We start from the raw sequence: 18,592 nt of genomic DNA on the forward strand, positions 1-18,592 counted from the left end.
CAATGAATATCGTGTTTTCTAATCTTTAATCAAACCACAACAATAAAACTTTGGCTTTGAAATTTGCTTTTAATATCGTGTTTTCTAATCTTTAATCAAACCACAACTGAAAGCTACTGCATCCCTGCTGGGCGGATGCCATACCTTTCAGTTGTGGTTTGGCTGTTTAAGACAATGAAAAATATCAAAGAGCACCCAAAACTACAAAATATCAATCCTCCCTGTTGGTGTAATTTCAAATTCTTTTTTTATTAATAAAAAATTGCAATTTGAAACTCTTAATCTCAACCAAGGCACTGGATTTTCAAAATCAACTTGAGAATTTTTTAAATTATTGTCAGCCATAAATTTAACAATTGTCAATTCTTCTTTATTTGAACTGCTTTGTTGCATCGCAGTTTTATGATATCTGAATTGAATTCTTCCATCTCCTTCAAAAGCAATCACTTTATATAATCTCTTCGTTAAATCTTTATTGCTAATTTCATTTAATTCTTCTTTATTTTCTTTGTAGAACAAGACTAAATCTCCTTTTTTTACTTCATACTTCAAAGGTAATTGAGTTTTTAAATGAATTAAAGGAACCAATGAATTAGCATTGTTATTTCTATTACTTAATTTAAAATAATTACCAGCATCCATATAATTAACCGATTCGAAACTCCTTTTCACATTTCCTTTTTTGTCAATTCCTTCATAGATAGCCATTGCAAAATTCTCATCGTTTTGAGCATAAACTTTTTGTTTATGCTCAAATCTTGATTTTGATAAAGTACTATGCTCTTTAATTTCTAATGGATTTTTTAATCCAGTAAAAATCCTAACCTTATTTATAGGAATACCAACTAAATCCTTTTCTTTGTTTGGCTCTCTCATCCAAATTGTAGTTCCTTCTTTAACAACAGCTACTTTTTTGCCTTGAACTGTTTTAAAAGTAATCATGCCATCAATAACTGCTCTTTGAATTTTTTGACAAACAATTGGATCAATAATGTTTTTTATATCATTTTCTGACAATTTAGATAATGCTTTACGAATCACAAAATTAATTTCATCAATCCCTTTTTCATCTTTTTTAATTACAAAAGCACCTTTAGTTGTATGTTTAGGTTTATTTGTATTATCATCTATTTCTGGTTGTTTTATCGCTCCATAAATACTATCCTGATGCAAAGAACCTCGAATAGTGTCTCCTTGATGAAACCTTGCCGTGTTTTCTCCATTCAAATTCTTCTTGAAAATAATTTTGTTGTTGCTGTCTTTTCTCGGACTATTTTTTCCATTTATATCAGTTTCCATTTCGGCGACAAATTGTTTTTTACCTCGAACCCTAATAATTTTTTTAGATTGTTTCTTTACATTATCCGGTGTATTATGAGAAACCAAAATTTCGTCCTCAATCTTTTTCAAATCCTCTGTAAAAGTTTTCCATGGTTTTGATTGTTCGAGAACTGACTTCATCAATTTATATTGATTTTTATCCAAGTCATCTTCTAAATCCCAGGCATGAGCCATTACATCGTATTTGTCTTTGGTCATACACGCAATGGTGATAGCATCGATACAATGGTGCGTATGTTTGCTACGATCTTTTACTTGATAATATTTTTTTCCATCTTTAATATAACTTTCTTGAATTCCCCAAGCTTTTCTGAACTCCGCTACTATTCCACCTTTTACCGCTTCTACTCTACCAAAATACGATTTTAAATACGCACTGGCGTATTTTGTTATTATTCCAGTATCTGGAATTTGACTGTTTTTGAAACCTACTTTTGGTTCTTTATAAGTAAACCGTTCATACTTACCTTTGAAATATTCTTTTTCCAAATTCAACTTATGACGCAATCTTATTTTTCGATCTTTTTGTTCCCTGGTAGTTGCCGCTTTAATGGCTCTTGAGATAACGATAATATCATATTCTAATACCAAATATTTCTTTCTCCATGGTTCAACTCTGTCCAGAATATCGCGGTGATTGCTTAATTCAATAGGCATTTTATTTTTTTTAATCTCTCGGTTATATCGCTTACTACACAAAGTTTTGTTCATTTGTGAATTGTCTTGCGATCTACTTCTTGGAATGGTGTGTTCTATGTCATAATCAGGGTCGATGCCTATTATTTGACTAATCCCTATATTTGTACATTGTTCTTCATAAATTGTTTTTTTATCCTGCTCAATCCATAATTGATAGCGTAAAACATCATCCTCTGTAGGTTCAATATCGATACCTTTTGCTGCTTTGTAATCTTTTTTAATCTCCTCAATGTAGTCTTTCCTATTTTTTTCTATGTCTCTTTGAAAATCCTGAATTCCTTTTCGTTTATTGGCATCGTTTAATTCTCGTGCCATTTCAATATGAATTCTAGTTTTTTCGTCAACTTGACCTTCAACAATTAAAGCATTCAATACTTTTCTCAATTGGTGCAAAGCCCGCATCGCCATTGGATTTTTTATTGAAGATATTAACGGACTTCCTAAAACTAATTTTTCATTCCCATTCCCATCTTTTGCTATTTGCTTTCTAAAAACATCAATATCCGAAGGATGATATAACTTTTTTAGTTTGTTTTTAGAATTACAAAAAACTTGACCGTCATCATTTTGACCATCTAAAAAATCAAATACTTTTTCATCCAACCTTTTTATTGCAATGAATTCATATTTCTTGAGTTGTTCGATAAAAATGGGGAATAACAAACCAATAATAATTTCTTTTTGGTCTTCAATTTTATTTGATTTCACATAGGAATTCACCTTTTTTTCTAAATCTAACTTATAGCTTCCTTCCGCTTCTTTTGAATAATAACATCCTCCAACTTTACATTCTTTAATAAGACCATTTATTATCTCCAATAAATTGTTATCAAAAGTATTTGTGGCGATTAATTCGGCAATTTTAGTTTGAATATATTTCCTGTCATCAAGATTTTTCCAAATATCTACATCTACAATATTTTCGATATTTGCCATAAAAACAGCGTGAGAATACAATAATCCTTCTCTTAAAAAAGGATTAATTTTATTAATTGCCGTTAAACTTAAACTGGCAAAATCTTTCTTTAGTTTTGTTTTACTGAATAAAACGGCTTTTTTAGCGTCTAATTTCAATTTGTCTTTTGCAAATTCCTCCAAGTATAAATCAGATGTAGAAACTGAAATCAAATGCCATAAATCAGTATAATCTACATTTCTGGTTACACTTTCGCCATTTTTATTAAGAGTTTCGTAGCTATAGATTTTCGTCTTCCAATCTTCTCCCAAAGCATTTTTAAACGAAGTAGAAACCACACAACCACTCACGGAGGAATTTAAACTATAATTAAACAAGTAATTTACAGATGCTGCAGTTGATGATTTATAAAATGCGTATTTGCTACCACTTGGAACCAATTCCTTGGCTAAATCTTCAAAATTAAAGTTGTCTTTTTTACGTAAAAACTTAGGAATTATTTTCAATCTTTCTTCGTTAGTAAGAAATCGTAAACTTTCATCATCCGGAGTTTTTATTTTTATGGTATTGATAAAACACCACATTCTATATACCTCAAAATCTGGATGTGAAATGGCACATCTTGATTTGCTTTTTTCAAAAGTACATTTCCCAATTAACCCTTTTTGGGACTTTAAAGGTCTTTGAAAAAAGATTGCTCTATATAATTCTTTGGCTAATCCTAAATATCTTTTTTCAGGTAATTTTTCAGAAGTTAAAATTCCATCAATTCCTTGAGCCAAACAAATGACTTCAAATTCAGAAAGATAGTGTTCTTCTCTAGCCGTATATTGATTTCTGATTTTCCCCTTATTATATATGCTATAGAAATATTGCCCTAAAGTCTTGAAATTTCCGTCTTTCATTGCTTGGGAAATTTCTCCAATTTTTTGTTTCACTACGCCTAAATCATCCTTCTTATTTAAACGCTCCGTAAGTAAGGATTTAGTTTTGTCAAAATCTTTGTGATAATCTTTAATAGTTTTAAGAAATGAATTATACAATGTCTTCAATTTCTTTTCTCCTTCGTCTAAATCAATGGCTTTACGCTCAATCAAATCACGATTTTGAAAATAATCTGTTAATTCAATTTGAAGTTCGGTAATAGTTGAAGCATTTTCAATAATATCTTCTAAATCTGGTTTATGTTGCTCAATGACTCCTTCCGCAGAAGGATCTAATCTATTGCTCAAAAAACCTCTTCGTTGTGCAATATGATAGAAAGCCCTTCCAACCTCTAACAAAGAAGCTTTTTGTTTACTTGATTTATCTCTAAAATAATAGGGATTTATGTTTTTGTCGTCATCGGTACGTAACCACGCAATAAATTCCGGATTAAGAGGATATTTTTTAAAACCAGATTTTCTCCATTCTATAACTTCTTCTACAGATAATGGACACATATTATTTTCAGAAAGCACTTTCAGAGTTTCATACTTTCTCAATTTTCTGCGAAACTTTATTTTTCTGGCACTTCTAAAACCTGTGCGTTCTGCTGCACGGGAGCTTTCTATTCCTTTTTCAGATTTAACACCTTCCGAAAATATCCGAACTCCTTTATCTACAAGAGAAAATTCACTCCCATCTTTATCCACTATCGCCCACCCAATCGAGTTTGTCCCTAAATCTAATCCTAATATTTTTGCCATATCAATGTCTATTTTGTAAGAATTTTTAAAGCTACGGAGAAAATAGTTGCCCCTTTTACGGTTTTCCTCATTGCAACCTAACTATTTTTTGTTTAGGTTTGTAACTGATTAAAATTTCTAATCTTTAATCTTATCACAATAAGGCTATATGCCGTAGATGAAAATCTTTAGTCCTGCTTCGGTGGGACTTTTTTTTTGAAAACAATTCATAATTTCACCTCTAAACCCTAGCCCTGATGGCAGCGGCATCCTTTTTAGTTTGCTTTTTAGCAAACAAAAAGATACAGCGAACAGCAGGAAATAGCTCCAAATGAAAACATTTTCCAACATAAAACGACTATTAATAATGGTTTTATTTTGTACTTTCATACTGCTTTAGTATCTTTCGCAATAGATATAAATACAAACCTTATACATTGAAAAAATGTTAGAAGAAAAGAATGATAACCTGTCTCGTCAGGAAAACGAAGCAGATGGAAACTTAGAAAACAATGCTACGGCATCCGATCAATTCCAAAAGGAACACCTTGAAGCAACACCTGAAACAGAACCAAGTGATATGCCAGCCGAAGATAACGTAGTTATTCCTGCTGAGGCATCCCCCACTAATACTGCTATGGACACAACCAATCAATCGGCTCTAGATGCCATTGCTGATACAAACGCAGAAGAAAGTGAAGACGAGACGCTTAAAGATCGTCATGAAATTTCTATGCAAGATTATGATACTTTATCATTAGAACAACTTGTTGAGGAATTGAAAAATTTAGTTTCCAATGAGAAAGTGATGTCTTTTAAGGATCACATAGAAGAAGTAAAAAAAGCATTCTTAGCAAAATACAACCACCTTGTAGAAGAGAAGAAAGAGGAATTTCTTGCTGAAAACCAAGATCCTACTGAAGATTTTCAATATCATTCGCCTTTAAAAACTCAATTTGATAAGTTCTACACTCAATTTAGAGATATTAAAAACACTCATTTCAAGAGTTTACAAACTAATCTAAAAACAAATTTAGAGAATCGATTGGCTATTGTTGAAGAACTAAAAGAGCTAATTAATCCGCAAGAGAACATCAAAGATACCTTGAAACATTTTAATGATTTAAGAGAAAGATGGAAAAATGCTGGTCCAATTCCTAAAGACAAATACAACCATGTATGGAACAATTTCCATTTTCATGTGGAAAATTTCTACGATTATTTACACCTAGACCGAGAGGCTCGAGACTTAGATTTCAAGCACAATTTAGAGCAAAAGCAAAAAATTGTGGCCCGAGTGGAAGAATTAGTAAATGAAGCTGATATTAACAAGGCTTTTAGAGAATTACAAGACTTACACCGAATCTGGAAAGAAGACATTGGACCGGTTTCGAGAGAACACCGCGATGAAATATGGAACAAGTTTAGTGATTTGACTAAGCAAATGCATGACAAACGCGAAGTGTTATTTGAAAATCAAAGAGGTACAGAACTTGAAAATCTAGAAAAGAAAAAAGAGATTATTGCTAAAATTGAAGTTTTGGCGACTGAAAAAGTCAATGCACACTCGCAATGGTTGGCGCAAATTGAAAAAGTAGAGGCATTACGTACCGCTTTCTTCTCTGCTGGAAAAGTCCCTTCGGATGTAAACGAAGAAACTTGGGCTAGTTTTAAAACGGCTGTTAGAAATTTCAATTCGTTTAAAAATTCGTTTTACAAAGACATTAAAAAAGATCAAAACGACAATTTAAGCCTAAAAACTGCTTTGGTCCTCAAGGCTAAAGAATTGCAAGAAAGCCAAGATTTTGCTGCTACCACACCTATCATGAAGCAAATTCAAGAGGAGTGGAAACAGATTGGACATGTGCCTAGAAAATATTCAGACAAAATCTGGAAGGAATTCAAAGACGCTTGTAATCATTATTTTGAAAAGCTAAAAGAACAAAAAAACGAAGAAAATAGCGAAGAGGTAGAAGCTTTTGACAACAAAAAAGCCTATTTAGAAACGTTGAGAGAATTTCAATTGAGTGGAGATCATAAAACTGATTTAGACGCTATTAAAATGCATATCGAAACTTGGAAAAACTTTGGAAAAGTCCCTTTTCCAAGAAGACATATTGAGGGGAAATTCAATAAAATTCTGGATGCTCTTTTTGAAAAATTGAGTTTGAGTAAAAAAGACACCGATATGATGCGTTTTGCCAATAGAATGGATCATTTATCTGAAAGTCATGATACACGTAAACTGGATAATGAAAAGATTTTTATCATGCGTAAAATTGACGAAGTACAAAATGAAATTTTCCAATTGGAAAACAACATTCAGTTTTTTACCAATACTCGCAATGCTAAAAAAGAGAATTCTATTGTGTTAGAAGTTCGTAAAAACATTGCTATTCACAAAGAAAGTCTTGATGTGTGGAAAGAGAAACTAAAACAATTGAGAAACTTGAAAGTCGAGTAATTTTTTGATATTATTTTATAACTATAAGCCCTGGACAATAGTAGTTCGGGGCTTTTTTTATAAAAACGATTTCCTCCATATAATTTTAACTTTGATTTATTTGAAAAAATTGTAGTAATCTACAGATAATTTTTATTTTTGCAACATGAATTGGTTTCGAAAAACACTTGTTTTCATTGGACTTTCAATAGCGTTTTTATTTGCTTTTAATGCAAATGATGCTACTGTTGATTCCAATAAAATCGAAAAATCAAGTTCTTCGGTTTATGTTGACAGCATCCATTCTTTAGATTTCATACAACCTCAAGTAAGTAGTACCTTTACTTCCTATCATAAAACTCCTGATTATACGATTGCAAAATATCTGGAAAATTTTCTGATTGTAATTCCAGATTTTAAAAGTAGTACATTCGTTATTCGTTTTGCGAAACAAGACATCAATCGATGTGAGATGGTTTCGCTCCTGCTCTTTCCTTTCCATTTTTTTTGGTGATTTGAAACACTGATTTCGTAAATTGAAGATACATTATCTTCCTTTTTGAATTGATTCCCTTTGGATTTCAGTTCAACTTATCCTGTTTTACAAATAACTAAAAAAATAAAAAATGGATACTTCCGTAACTATAATTGGACTAGTATTAACTTTAATAATTGCCATCCCTCTATTCTATTCCATGAGGTCATCTTCAATTAACAAAGCAAAAATCAAAGCCATAAAAAATAAATTCAGTCAAAACAATCGCTTTAATTTTGAAATAACCGAAACACAAAACAAAAAAGTCTTGGCTTTAGCCGAAAAAAACAAAGGGTTTCTTTTAATGGATTTTAATGCTAAGGAAGAAGTTGTTTATTTTGTAGATTTAAATACAATTCAATCCTGCAAACTGATTTCAACAACAGAGATCAATAGTGATACCGTTTTAAAAATTGAATTTGAATTTCAATACAAAGAAAGCAAGAAAGCAGACTGTTTATCATTTTACAAAATTGAGAATGATCAAATAGGTCAAGTTTGTTTATACGAAGATCATCAATTAGCCAAAAAATGGACAAAAATGATTCAGAATTGCATTACTATTTAAAAAATAAATTTCATTATGAAGAGGCTTTTAAGCCTCTTCATTTTTTTTTAAAAGGTTTCTTCAATATGATAATTATCATTTTAATAGATGAGTAGTCGTTCTACTTTTGAACAACGATAAATGATTTTGCCATGAATAATTCCTTAATTCAAAAATACAATGTTCCCGGACCTAGATATACCAGTTATCCTACCGTACCCTATTGGGATGAAGTTGATTTTTCATACGAAGTTTGGACAGCAACTCTAAAAAAATCATTCCTAGAAAGTAATGGAGCAGAAGGCATCAGTCTTTATATTCATTTGCCTTTCTGCGAAAGTTTATGCACATTTTGTGGCTGCAACAAGCGCATCACAAAAAATCATAGCGTAGAACATCCTTACATTGAAGCAGTATTGAAAGAATGGGCCATCTACTGTAAAATCCTTGGAGAAAAACCAAGTATAAAAGAAATTCATTTAGGCGGTGGTACTCCTACTTTTTTCTCAACTAAAAACTTAGAAGACCTAATAAACGGTATTTTCTCCTATGCCACGAAAGCGCCTAATCATGAATTTAGTTTTGAAGGACATCCTAACAATACCTCTCATGAACATTTGCAAAAGCTATATGATTTAGGTTTTAGAAGAGTCAGTTTTGGAGTACAGGATTACTCCGTAAAAGTTCAAAAAGCAATTCATAGAGAACAGCCCTTCCATAATGTTGCAAAAGTGACGTTTTGGGCTAGAGAAATTGGGTATACTTCTATTGGTCACGATATTATTTTTGGCTTGCCATTTCAGGAAGTCGAAGATATTGTTGATACCATTGAGAAAACTAAATCACTACAGCCTGATCGATTGGCATTTTATAGTTATGCTCATGTTCCTTGGATAAAAGGAAATGGACAACGCGGATTTAAAGATGAGGATATTCCACAAGACGACAAAAAAAGAAAGTTATATGAAACTGGCAAAAAATTACTCTTCGAAAATGGCTATCATGAAATTGGAATGGATCATTTTGCCTTAGAAACAGACAGTTTGTATGAAGCATTTCAAAATGGCACACTACACCGAAATTTTATGGGATACAGTTCCTCTAAAACGAAGTTGATGCTTGGTTTAGGTGTTTCCGCAATTAGTGATAGTTGGTATAGTTTTGCTCAAAATGTAAAAAATCTAGAAGATTATTATCAAATATTAGAATGGGATAAATTACCCGTTTTTAGAGGACACGTATTGACCACAGAAGACCTAATTATAAGAAAACACATTTTGAATTTAATGTGCCAATTTAAAACCTCTTGGAATGATACGGAAGGCTATTTTAATGAAATCCCCGAAATAGTATATCAGTTAAAAGAAATGGAAAATGATGGCTTATTGATTACTACTAAAAACAGCATCGAGGTCACAGAAAATGGAAAACCTTATGTTCGCAATATCTGTATGGCATTTGATTTGCGATTGAAAAGAAAAGCGCCCGAAACGGAATTATTTTCGATGACCATATAATTTTAACCTTTTTCATATAAAAAGCACGCTGAATGGCGTGCTTTTTATATGAAAAATTATGAAAAGGTTAGTGACAATTTGGATCAGCTTGAATAAATAAGCTCATGTTAGCTGGTGAAATATAAGGAATACCCAATCCCAATCCTCTCAAAATAAATAAACAGCCAATAGCTACAGCCACATAAGGAATCGTTTTTTGGATTCTGTTGCGAATAGGCAAGGTTATAAAAGAGTTGATATATACCACGCTGCTCATCAAGGGAACAGTTCCTAATCCAAATAAAATCATGTATAAAACACCCAAGCTTTCGCTTTGCATAGCTACAGCACCAAATAAAGCGACATAAACCATTCCGCAAGGCAAAAATCCATTTAGTAGACCGATAGTAAATAATGATTTAAAACTCTTGTTTCTAAACTGACTTCCTAATGCAGTTTTGATTTTAGAAATTAATTTAAAAACCGGTTTTGAAAAGTTGTACTTCGCAAAAATTTTGTCTGGAATTAAGACAACACTAATCATGGCTACGCCAATAAATATCGACAAATTCTGCTGCAAACCAGCCAATAGAAATCCTTTTCCCAGTAGTCCAAAAACAAATCCAATGGTACCGTAAGCCGTTAATCTTCCTAAATGATACGTGATGATTTGAATTGCTTTCTTGGTCTGATTAGTGTGATCTACAGGCAACATCATAGCAATAGGACCACACATGCCAATGCAATGAAAACTACTTATTAAACCGAAAATGAAGGCAGAGTAAAGCATTTTTGTAGCTTTATGTCCAGAAGTCGAAAGTCTTAAAGTGTACTGTAACCTTAAAAGATTAAACCTGCTTGACTAATTGATGTAAATTGTTTCTTTAGACAAATAAGATTTCCCCTCATATTGCCATTCCATATTAATGTCCCAGCGACCGCCTGCCAAACTTTTTTTAGGTATGAGCAAAGTAGTAGCATCAGATAATGAAATTGGAATCTCAAAATCTAATTTTTTGTTAGACGGTCTATAAAGGGACACTTTTCCTTTAATATTTATTGGAACAAATACCGTTGGAAAAACAATTGTAATTCCAGATGCTCCAGCCGTTATTATTGGCTTTTCTTTTAAATCCTCAGCATTTTGAACCCGTTCCATTTCCTCGCCAAAACGAGCATCATGTTTATAATATTCCTCCACTACTAGATCATTATCGTATTTAGAATCCGACTGAACCATAAAAACAAAATATAAAATAAAGGTTATAAACAACCCAAAAGCAATGACTATTGCTGTTCCCCAATTAATTTTCATACTATTCTATTTATAAATTTCAACTCGTTTGACATCAGTCAAAACTTCGTGGACTTAAAAAGCTAGTTGTACTGGTTTCTATTTTTTCTTTTCCGTTGTAGACTTCAATCTTCAGCTTTGTTTTATCACTGTCTAAAACGTTGTTATTGATTTCAACAAACAAGGTTCCACCGCTCATTCCTTGTTTTGGGACTTTTAAAGCTTGTTTTCCAACTACTTTTAAAGTTCCTTTTATACCCACTAATTTAAAATGAATGTCATCAAAATCATTGTTAGTTTTATTTATAATTTTAAAAGTATAAATATTACTAATGTTATCCCCCTTGTGTTGAAACAATTGTCCTGGTAATCTTAAGATTGTTGCCTCGACATCAGTACGTAAGAACAAAAGTCCAATTAAGATACCGGTCAAAATAAACAGCACCGCTGAGTAGCCTTTCATTCTTGGAGTAAACTTGAAGCTTGTGTTTTTCTCAATTTCTTCTTCAGAGGCATAACGAATAAGTCCTTTGGGTAAACCCACATTTTCCATAATTGTATCGCATTCATCAATACAGGCGGTACAATTGACACATTCCATCTGCGTTCCGTTACGAATGTCGATTCCGGTAGGACAAACATTTACACATTGTTTGCAATCAATACAATCTCCTTTTCCAGTTGATGCTCTGTCTTCTTGCTTATTAAATTTGGCTCTACCAGCTTCTTTTTCACCTCGAACAAAATCATAGGCAACATTGATCGATTTATCGTCTAACAAAACACCTTGCAATCTGCCATAAGGACAGGCGATGATACAAACCTGCTCTCTAAACCATGCAAAAATAAAGTAAAATACACCCGTAAAAATCAACAAGGAAACAAGAGTACTGATATGATTTGCAGGCCCTTCTTCGATCATCAATAGTAGCTTGTCGCTACTGATAAGATAAGCCAGGAATACGTTGGCTATAAAAAAGGAGATAATTAAAAATAAAGTCCATTTAAGCCCTTTCTTTCTGATTTTCTCTGCATTCCAGTCCTGTTTTTCTAAACGGATTTGAGCACCTCGATCTCCTTCAATCCAATATTCTATTCTGCGAAAAACCATTTCTAGAAAGATGGTCTGCGGACAAATCCACCCACAAAAAATTCGCCCAAAAATAACGGTAAACAGGATAACAAAAACAACCCCTACAATCATGAAAAGAACAAAAAGATAAAAATCCTGTGGCCAAAAAGGAAATCCAAAAATATTAAATCGTCGCTCTAAAATATTAAACATCATGAACTGGTTGCCATTGATTTTCACAAATGGGTTTGCAACAAGTACAATTAGTAAAAAATAGCTAACCCATTTCCTGTAATCATAAAACTTTCCGGAAGGTTTCTTGGGAAAAATAAATTTTCGGTTGCCCTCTTCGTCGATTGTTCCAATAGTATCTCTAAAAGCTTCATCTGGTAATTTTGACATTTTTTTTTATTTAAAACACTGTTCAAATAATTCGGACTATTTTTAAGTTAAATAAAAATGTGTGTTTGTACTTTTTATTTAACTGCAACTGTTGCATTTCCCTCTACCCAAACTTCCCCTTCTGGCGCTTTAGGATCAACAGGATTGCTTCCTTTTAAGGATAGAATATAGCTGGCTACTTTTTGCATTTCTTTAGGTTTCAAAGTACCTTTCCAAGAAATCATTCCTTTTCCATCACGACCCCCATTTACAAGAGTGTGAAAAACATTTTTTATTCCACCACCTAAAATCCATTGATCATCGGTTAGGTTAGGTCCAATTTGCCCTCCACCATCTGCTCTGTGACAAGCAGCGCAATTAGCAGTAAAGATTGCTTTTCCTGCCGCTAAATCAGCAGGATCTGTTAACAATGTAACTGTTTTTTCATCCATCATATCTGGAGCAGATTTCATATACTCTGCAACTTCAATTTTAGCTTGGGCGATTTCTTTTTTAAGTTCCATCTCCTGATTATCAGCTCCTAATATTTCAAATCGGACCATGTAAACAACGCCAAAAACAATTGAAGCATAGAATAAATAGACCCACCATGGTGGAAGGTTATTATCTAACTCTTTGATACCATCGTAGTCATGATCCAGTAATAATTGACCCTCATCAGCTAATGGAGCAGTTTTAGTCAATTTTTCCATTAATTTTTTATACCATTCTTTATCCTTAAAACTCAAATTATTTGTTTCATTTAATTTGATTTTTTCTTCCTCTGTCAATAAAAGATAAGTGATATTATCTACCGCTCTCATGGTAATTTCTATTGCTATAACAAGGAAAAGAAACACGAATAAGAATACTGCAACCATTGGGAATTTTATAAAAGCAGGTCGATCTCCTGAGTCTATAAAGAATTCGATTGCTCCAAATACAGCAAAGAAAATAACGGGTACGCTAACGTATGCTGGAATAAATTTTTTCATTCTCTAAATTTTAAAAAATTATACTTTTTAATTGTCTTTCAATGGAATTTCACTCAATTCATCAATTGTTTCTTTCTTATAGGAGAAAACCCAGATCCCCAATCCCACAAAGAAGAAGAAAAAAATTAATAATGATAAGATGGGATATATCGATACACCATCGATCGTCTCCATATTGTGTTTTATTTGTTCAAACATGACTCTTAATTTTTAGCAGTATTTTTAACTTTAATGTCTGTTCCAAGTCTTTGCATATAAGCAATCAGAGCTACAATTTCTCTTTCATTGATTGGGACAAACTTTTCTCCTCTTGCGGCTGCTTTTTTCTTGCTTTCCTCATAACTTTTAACAAAGTCTGGATCGTTTTTCAAGTTTTCTTCAATTAAAACGGCTTGTTTTCTCAAATCATCTAAACCACTTGCTACTTGAGCCTCTGTATAAGGTACTCCCAATGTAACCATTGCTTGCATTTTCTTTTGAGTTAAAGAAATATCCATTGGCTTGTTATCAAATAACCATTTGTATCCTGGCATAATTGAACCTGCAGAAATACTTTGTGGACTCCAGAAATGGTTAAAATGCCAGTTGTCATTGTATTTTCCACCTACTCTTAATAAATCTGGTCCAGTACGTTTAGATCCCCATAAAAATGGATGGTCGTAAACAAACTCGCCTGCTTTAGATTGTGGTCCATAACGTTCCACTTCACTTCTAAAAGGACGAACAGATTGAGAGTGACAGCCCACACAACCTTCGCGAATGTATAAATCACGACCTTCTAGTTCTAAAGGAGAATAAGGTTTTACGCTAGTAATTGTTGGAATATTAGATTTAACCATAATCGTAGGTACAATTTGAATCACACCACCAATTAAAATCGCTACTGTAGCTAAAATTGTCAATTGAATTGGTTTTCTTTCTAACCAAGGATGAAATTTTTCTCCTTTTATTCTTCCAGAGCTAATTCTTATTAAAGCTGGAGCTTCTGCTAATTCATCTTCAATTTTAGAGCCCGCTCTTAAAGTTTGGACAATGTTATAGACTAAAACAAGCATTCCCGTTAAATATAGGGTTCCACCAATCGCTCTCATCCAATACATAGGCATAATTTGAGTGACAGTTTCCAAGAAGTTACCATAAGTTAAAGTTCCGTCTGGGTTAAACTGTTTCCACATAGAAGCTTGTAAAAACCCAGCTACGTACATTGGAATCGTATACAATATAATTCCTAAAGTACCTATCCAAAAGTGAAAGTTAGCTAATTTCAAAGAGTATAAGTTCGTTTTAGCCATTCTAGGAACCAACCAATAAATCATACCGAAGGCCATAAATCCATTCCAAGCTAACGCACCTACGTGCACGTGAGCAATAATCCAATCCGTGTAATGTGCAATTGCATTAACATTTTTAAGAGATAACATTGGTCCTTCAAAAGTGGCCATTCCATAACCCGTAATCGCTACAACGAAGAATTTTAAAACAGGATCTACTCGTACTTTATCCCAAACACCTCTTAACGTCAAAAGACCGTTGATCATACCACCCCAAGATGGAGCAAGCAACATTATTGAGAAAGCAACACCTAAATTTTGTGCCCAGTTAGGCAAAGCAGAATATAATAAGTGGTGCGGTCCAGCCCAGATATAAATAAAAATCAAAGACCAAAAGTGAACAATAGATAATCTGTAAGAATAAACAGGACGATTAGCCGCTTTTGGAACAAAATAATACATCAGTCCTAAGAAAGGAGTCGTCAAGAAAAAGGCAACTGCATTATGTCCGTACCACCATTGTACTAAAGCATCTTGAACACCTGCATAAAAAGAGTAACTTTTAAATGCAGAAACTGGCAATTCTAAATTATTGAAAATATGCAAAACCGCTACTGTAACGAATGTTGCCAAGTAAAACCAAATTGCAACGTATAAATGGCGTTCTCTTCGTTTAATCATGGTACCAATCATATTGATTCCCATTACCACCCAAATCAGCATGATTGCAATGTCAATTGGCCACTCTAATTCAGCATACTCCTTTGAAGAACTATAGCCTAAAGGTAGTGTTATAGCCGCAGCAACGATAATTAACTGCCAGCCCCAAAAGTGAACATTACTCAAAAAATCACTGAACATTCTCGCTTTAAGCAAGCGCTGCATAGAATAATACATTCCAGCAAAAAAAGCATTTCCTACAAATGCAAAAATAACAGCATTTGTATGTAGCGGTCTCAACCGACCATAACTTAACCACGATATACCATCGGTCATGTTAGGAAAAAGAAACATAAAGGCCAATGTAAGCCCAACTAGCATTCCTACCACTCCAAAAAGGATCGTGGCGTAAATGAATTTTTTTACAATTTTGTTGTCATAATAAAACTGCTGCATTTCCATAATTCAATTGGTTTTTATTTTAATTTAAATGTTCAAGGCCAGTAGTTTTGGATTCAAATATCCAATTCCTTTTCCTCATTATTTTCAACTTTATTTTCAACTTTATTTTCTTTTTTAGTTGACTTTAACAGCTCATCATCAAATAGCATTCTGACTGATGGCGTATAATCATCGTCATATTGTCCTGTTTTTACTGCTGTAATAAAAGCAATAAAGAACCCAATGGCGATTAGTATACTGATGGAGATTAATAAATAAATGACACTCATACCTTAATTTGTGTTAACAAAGTTACTTTTACGTTTCCGAGTAAAATATGACATTTGTCATACTTCATTATAATTGTTAAAAATATGTGAAAACGCAACTCAAAACGTATCTAATTCTATTTTTTACTTGCATAATAACTACTCATGAGCGTTACAAAACTTACAATTGTGATCGTGCTTAAAGGCATTATAATTGCCGCAACTAAAGGCAATAAGTTTCCAGTAATAGCAAATGCTAATCCCACTAAATTGTATAATAATGAAAGGGTAAAACTCATTTTGATGGTTGTTATGGAGTTCTTGGATAACTTCAAAAAATAGTTTAATTTTTGAAATTCATTCGCATCCAAAATTGCATCACAGGCTGGCGAAAAAACATTCACGTTTTCAGAAATAGAAATCCCTACGTTACTTTGTGCCAGAGCTCCAGCATCATTCAATCCATCGCCCACCATCATTACGTTATTCCCATTATCTTGCAAATTCTTAATAAATTCTAATTTTTGTTCTGGTTTTTGATTGAAAATTAATTCCGTGCCTTTCGGCAAAAGCTGCTCCAGAGTGGCTCGTTCGCCTTCATTATCACCAGACAAAACCTTAATTTGGTAGCTACCACTTAAGTTCTTAAAAAGAGAGGCGAGTCCTTCTCTGTACTGATTATTGAAAATAAATTTCCCGTAATAAACTCCATTAATCTTAATATGAACCGACGTTTGTTGCAGCTTATTTTCTTCGATTTTTTCGACAAAAGCAGCAGAACCAATTTGAATTTGGTGACCAAAAATATGAGCTTCCATTCCTTTGCCTGTAATTTCTTCAAAAGCATCCACGCGCCACTTTTTAGCATCATTTGCTGATTTATTCGGCAAAATTAAAATTGGTAAATAATCATATAACATTCTGCTTAACGGATGATTTGAAGCTCTCAACACGTTTTTTATCAGTAGCAAGTGTTCGTCGGAAAGTATTTCTCCCTCATACGAAATGTTCGATTTTTTATTAGTTGTAATTGTTCCTGTTTTATCAAAAACGATCGTATCGACTTTAGCTAATTGTTCAATCACCAAAGCATTTTTGAGATAAAATTTCTGTTTGCCTAAAATCCGTAAGACATTACCAAAAGTAAAAGGCGCCGTTAATGCCAATGCGCAGGGACACGCAACAATAAGTACTGCCGTAAAAACATTAAAAGCGATATTCGCATCTATGAAAATCCAATATCCAAATCCTGAAAAGGCAATTAACAGTAGAATTGGAGTAAAATAACGAGAGATTCTATCAGTAATTGTCTTGTGTTTCTGTATGACATTTTTTTGAAAAACAGCATTACTCCATAATTGTGTCAAGTAACTTTGAGAAACTGAATGCAGCACTTCCATTTCAATGACTTTCCCTATTTGTTTTCCTCCTGCAAACACTTTATCTCCTGATTTTTTAGTTATTGGAATGGCTTCTCCAGTGACAAAACTGTAATCAATTTCCGCTTTTTCTGAAATTAAAATACCATCAACTGGAATTAGCTCTTGGTTTCTAATTAACAATCTATCCCCTTTTTCTACCTCATAAATAGGAACACTTTCTTCTAAAGAATCCGAATTAATTTTAGTGATAGCAATAGGGAAATAGGATTTAAAATCTCTTTCAAAACTCAAGAAACTGTATGTTTTTATTTGGAACATTTTTCCCAAAAGCATAAAGAAAATTAAACCAGTTAAGCTGTCGAAAAAACCAGAGCCATAATCCATAACAATATCAAACGTACTGCGCACAAACATCACAACAATTCCTAAAGCAATAGGGATATCGATATTCAGCATTTTAGATTTAATACTTTTAAAAGCAGAAACATAATATCCACTGGCGGAGTAAAAGAAACTTGGTAGCGCCAAAGCAAAAATCAACCATCTAAAAAAACCACGGTATTGATCCAGCCAATATTCTTTAACTTCAAAGTATTCCGGAAAGGAAAGTAACATGATATTCCCAAAACAAAAAAAAGCAACGCCTAATTTATATGTTAAACTTCTATCAACGTTACTAGTACCTGTTTCATAATTTTCTAAACTAATATAAGGTTCATATCCAATGGAACACAACAAATAAACAATAATTTTGATGGAAACTTCCTCCGGGTTGTAGGTGATTCGAACCTTCTTTTCAGGAAAATTAACTTGAGAAGAACTTATTCCTTTTTGAAGACGCTGTAAATTTTCCAAAATCCAAATACACGAGCTGCAATGAATATGTGGAATGTTAAGTGAAATAATAGCGGTTGAATTCTCTTTGAATTCCAAAAGTTTGGATACAATGCTCTCATTGTCTAAAAAATCATATTTACCATTAATATCTTGCGGGGTTGCTCCAGGGGATTTTTCAAAATCATAATAACACGTCAAATCATTCAGACTAAAAATCTCGTACACCGTTTTACAACCGTTGCAACAAAATTTCTGTTCATCAAAAATTATTTCTTCTGCTTTTACAATATTTAATCCACAATGGAAACAGTTTTGTGTGTCCATAACTTTGCTCATTTTACCTACA

13 protein-coding genes are annotated in these 18,592 nt (G+C 32.9%); 4 read left to right on the top strand and 9 right to left on the bottom strand.

Going from position 1 to position 18,592, the window contains the following annotated elements:
• Positions 1–201: 201 nt before the first annotated feature.
• Positions 202–4,644, bottom strand: coding sequence for a type II CRISPR RNA-guided endonuclease Cas9 (gene cas9, locus BLS90_RS11950; protein ID WP_091258007.1), 4,443 nt, complete (start codon positions 4,642–4,644; stop codon positions 202–204).
• A gap of 616 nt (positions 4,645–5,260) precedes the next feature.
• Here cas9 and BLS90_RS11960 point away from each other — a divergent pair.
• The 4 genes from BLS90_RS11960 to hemN all read left to right on the top strand — a co-directional run bounded on the left by BLS90_RS11960 (position 5,261) and on the right by hemN (position 9,665).
• Entirely contained in the window at positions 5,261–7,087 is a 1,827-nt protein-coding gene (locus BLS90_RS11960) for a DUF349 domain-containing protein (protein WP_449404069.1), read from the top strand.
• A 145-nt stretch (positions 7,088–7,232) separates the two neighbouring features.
• On the top strand, positions 7,233–7,580 hold the full coding sequence (locus BLS90_RS11965) for a hypothetical protein (RefSeq protein WP_091258011.1): 348 nt from the start codon (positions 7,233–7,235) through the stop codon (positions 7,578–7,580).
• 112 nt (positions 7,581–7,692) lie between these two features.
• Positions 7,693–8,169: a hypothetical protein gene (locus BLS90_RS11970; RefSeq protein WP_091258013.1), complete on the top strand. Its 477-nt coding sequence runs from the start codon at positions 7,693–7,695 to the stop codon at positions 8,167–8,169.
• 131 nt (positions 8,170–8,300) lie between these two features.
• Positions 8,301–9,665: an oxygen-independent coproporphyrinogen III oxidase gene (hemN, locus tag BLS90_RS11975; protein ID WP_091258015.1), complete on the top strand. Its 1,365-nt coding sequence runs from the start codon at positions 8,301–8,303 to the stop codon at positions 9,663–9,665.
• A gap of 67 nt (positions 9,666–9,732) precedes the next feature.
• On the opposite strand, the gene BLS90_RS11980 is transcribed toward hemN, so the two are convergent.
• The 8 genes from BLS90_RS11980 to BLS90_RS12015 all read right to left on the bottom strand — a co-directional run bounded on the left by BLS90_RS11980 (position 9,733) and on the right by BLS90_RS12015 (position 18,570).
• The gene (locus tag BLS90_RS11980; protein WP_091258017.1) at positions 9,733–10,434 is read right to left on the bottom strand and encodes a sulfite exporter TauE/SafE family protein; all 702 of its coding nucleotides are present in this window, start codon (positions 10,432–10,434) and stop codon (positions 9,733–9,735) included.
• Positions 10,435–10,506: 72 nt separating this feature from the next.
• On the bottom strand, positions 10,507–10,959 hold the full coding sequence (locus BLS90_RS11985; protein ID WP_091258020.1) for a FixH family protein: 453 nt from the start codon (positions 10,957–10,959) through the stop codon (positions 10,507–10,509).
• A gap of 34 nt (positions 10,960–10,993) precedes the next feature.
• Positions 10,994–12,412: a cytochrome c oxidase accessory protein CcoG gene (ccoG, locus tag BLS90_RS11990; protein WP_091258022.1), complete on the bottom strand. Its 1,419-nt coding sequence runs from the start codon at positions 12,410–12,412 to the stop codon at positions 10,994–10,996.
• Between the two features lie 74 nt (positions 12,413–12,486).
• Entirely contained in the window at positions 12,487–13,386 is a 900-nt protein-coding gene (locus BLS90_RS11995; protein WP_091258025.1) for a cbb3-type cytochrome c oxidase N-terminal domain-containing protein, read from the bottom strand.
• Between the two features lie 27 nt (positions 13,387–13,413).
• Positions 13,414–13,584 (bottom strand): CcoQ/FixQ family Cbb3-type cytochrome c oxidase assembly chaperone, encoded by a 171-nt coding sequence (locus tag BLS90_RS12000; RefSeq protein WP_072675714.1) that lies wholly within the window; start codon positions 13,582–13,584, stop codon positions 13,414–13,416.
• 5 nt (positions 13,585–13,589) lie between these two features.
• Positions 13,590–15,779 carry a cytochrome-c oxidase, cbb3-type subunit I gene (gene ccoN, locus BLS90_RS12005; RefSeq protein WP_091258027.1) on the bottom strand — a complete coding sequence of 730 codons (2,190 nt, stop codon included), beginning with the start codon at positions 15,777–15,779 and terminating at the stop codon, positions 13,590–13,592.
• A gap of 53 nt (positions 15,780–15,832) precedes the next feature.
• Positions 15,833–16,048 carry a cbb3-type cytochrome oxidase assembly protein CcoS gene (gene ccoS / locus BLS90_RS12010; RefSeq protein WP_091258029.1) on the bottom strand — a complete coding sequence of 72 codons (216 nt, stop codon included), beginning with the start codon at positions 16,046–16,048 and terminating at the stop codon, positions 15,833–15,835.
• A 116-nt stretch (positions 16,049–16,164) separates the two neighbouring features.
• Entirely contained in the window at positions 16,165–18,570 is a 2,406-nt protein-coding gene (locus BLS90_RS12015; RefSeq protein ID WP_091258125.1) for a heavy metal translocating P-type ATPase, read from the bottom strand.
• Positions 18,571–18,592 lie beyond the last annotated feature (22 nt).

Source organism: Flavobacterium omnivorum (genome assembly GCF_900099915.1).
GTDB classification, from domain to species: domain Bacteria; phylum Bacteroidota; class Bacteroidia; order Flavobacteriales; family Flavobacteriaceae; genus Flavobacterium; species Flavobacterium omnivorum.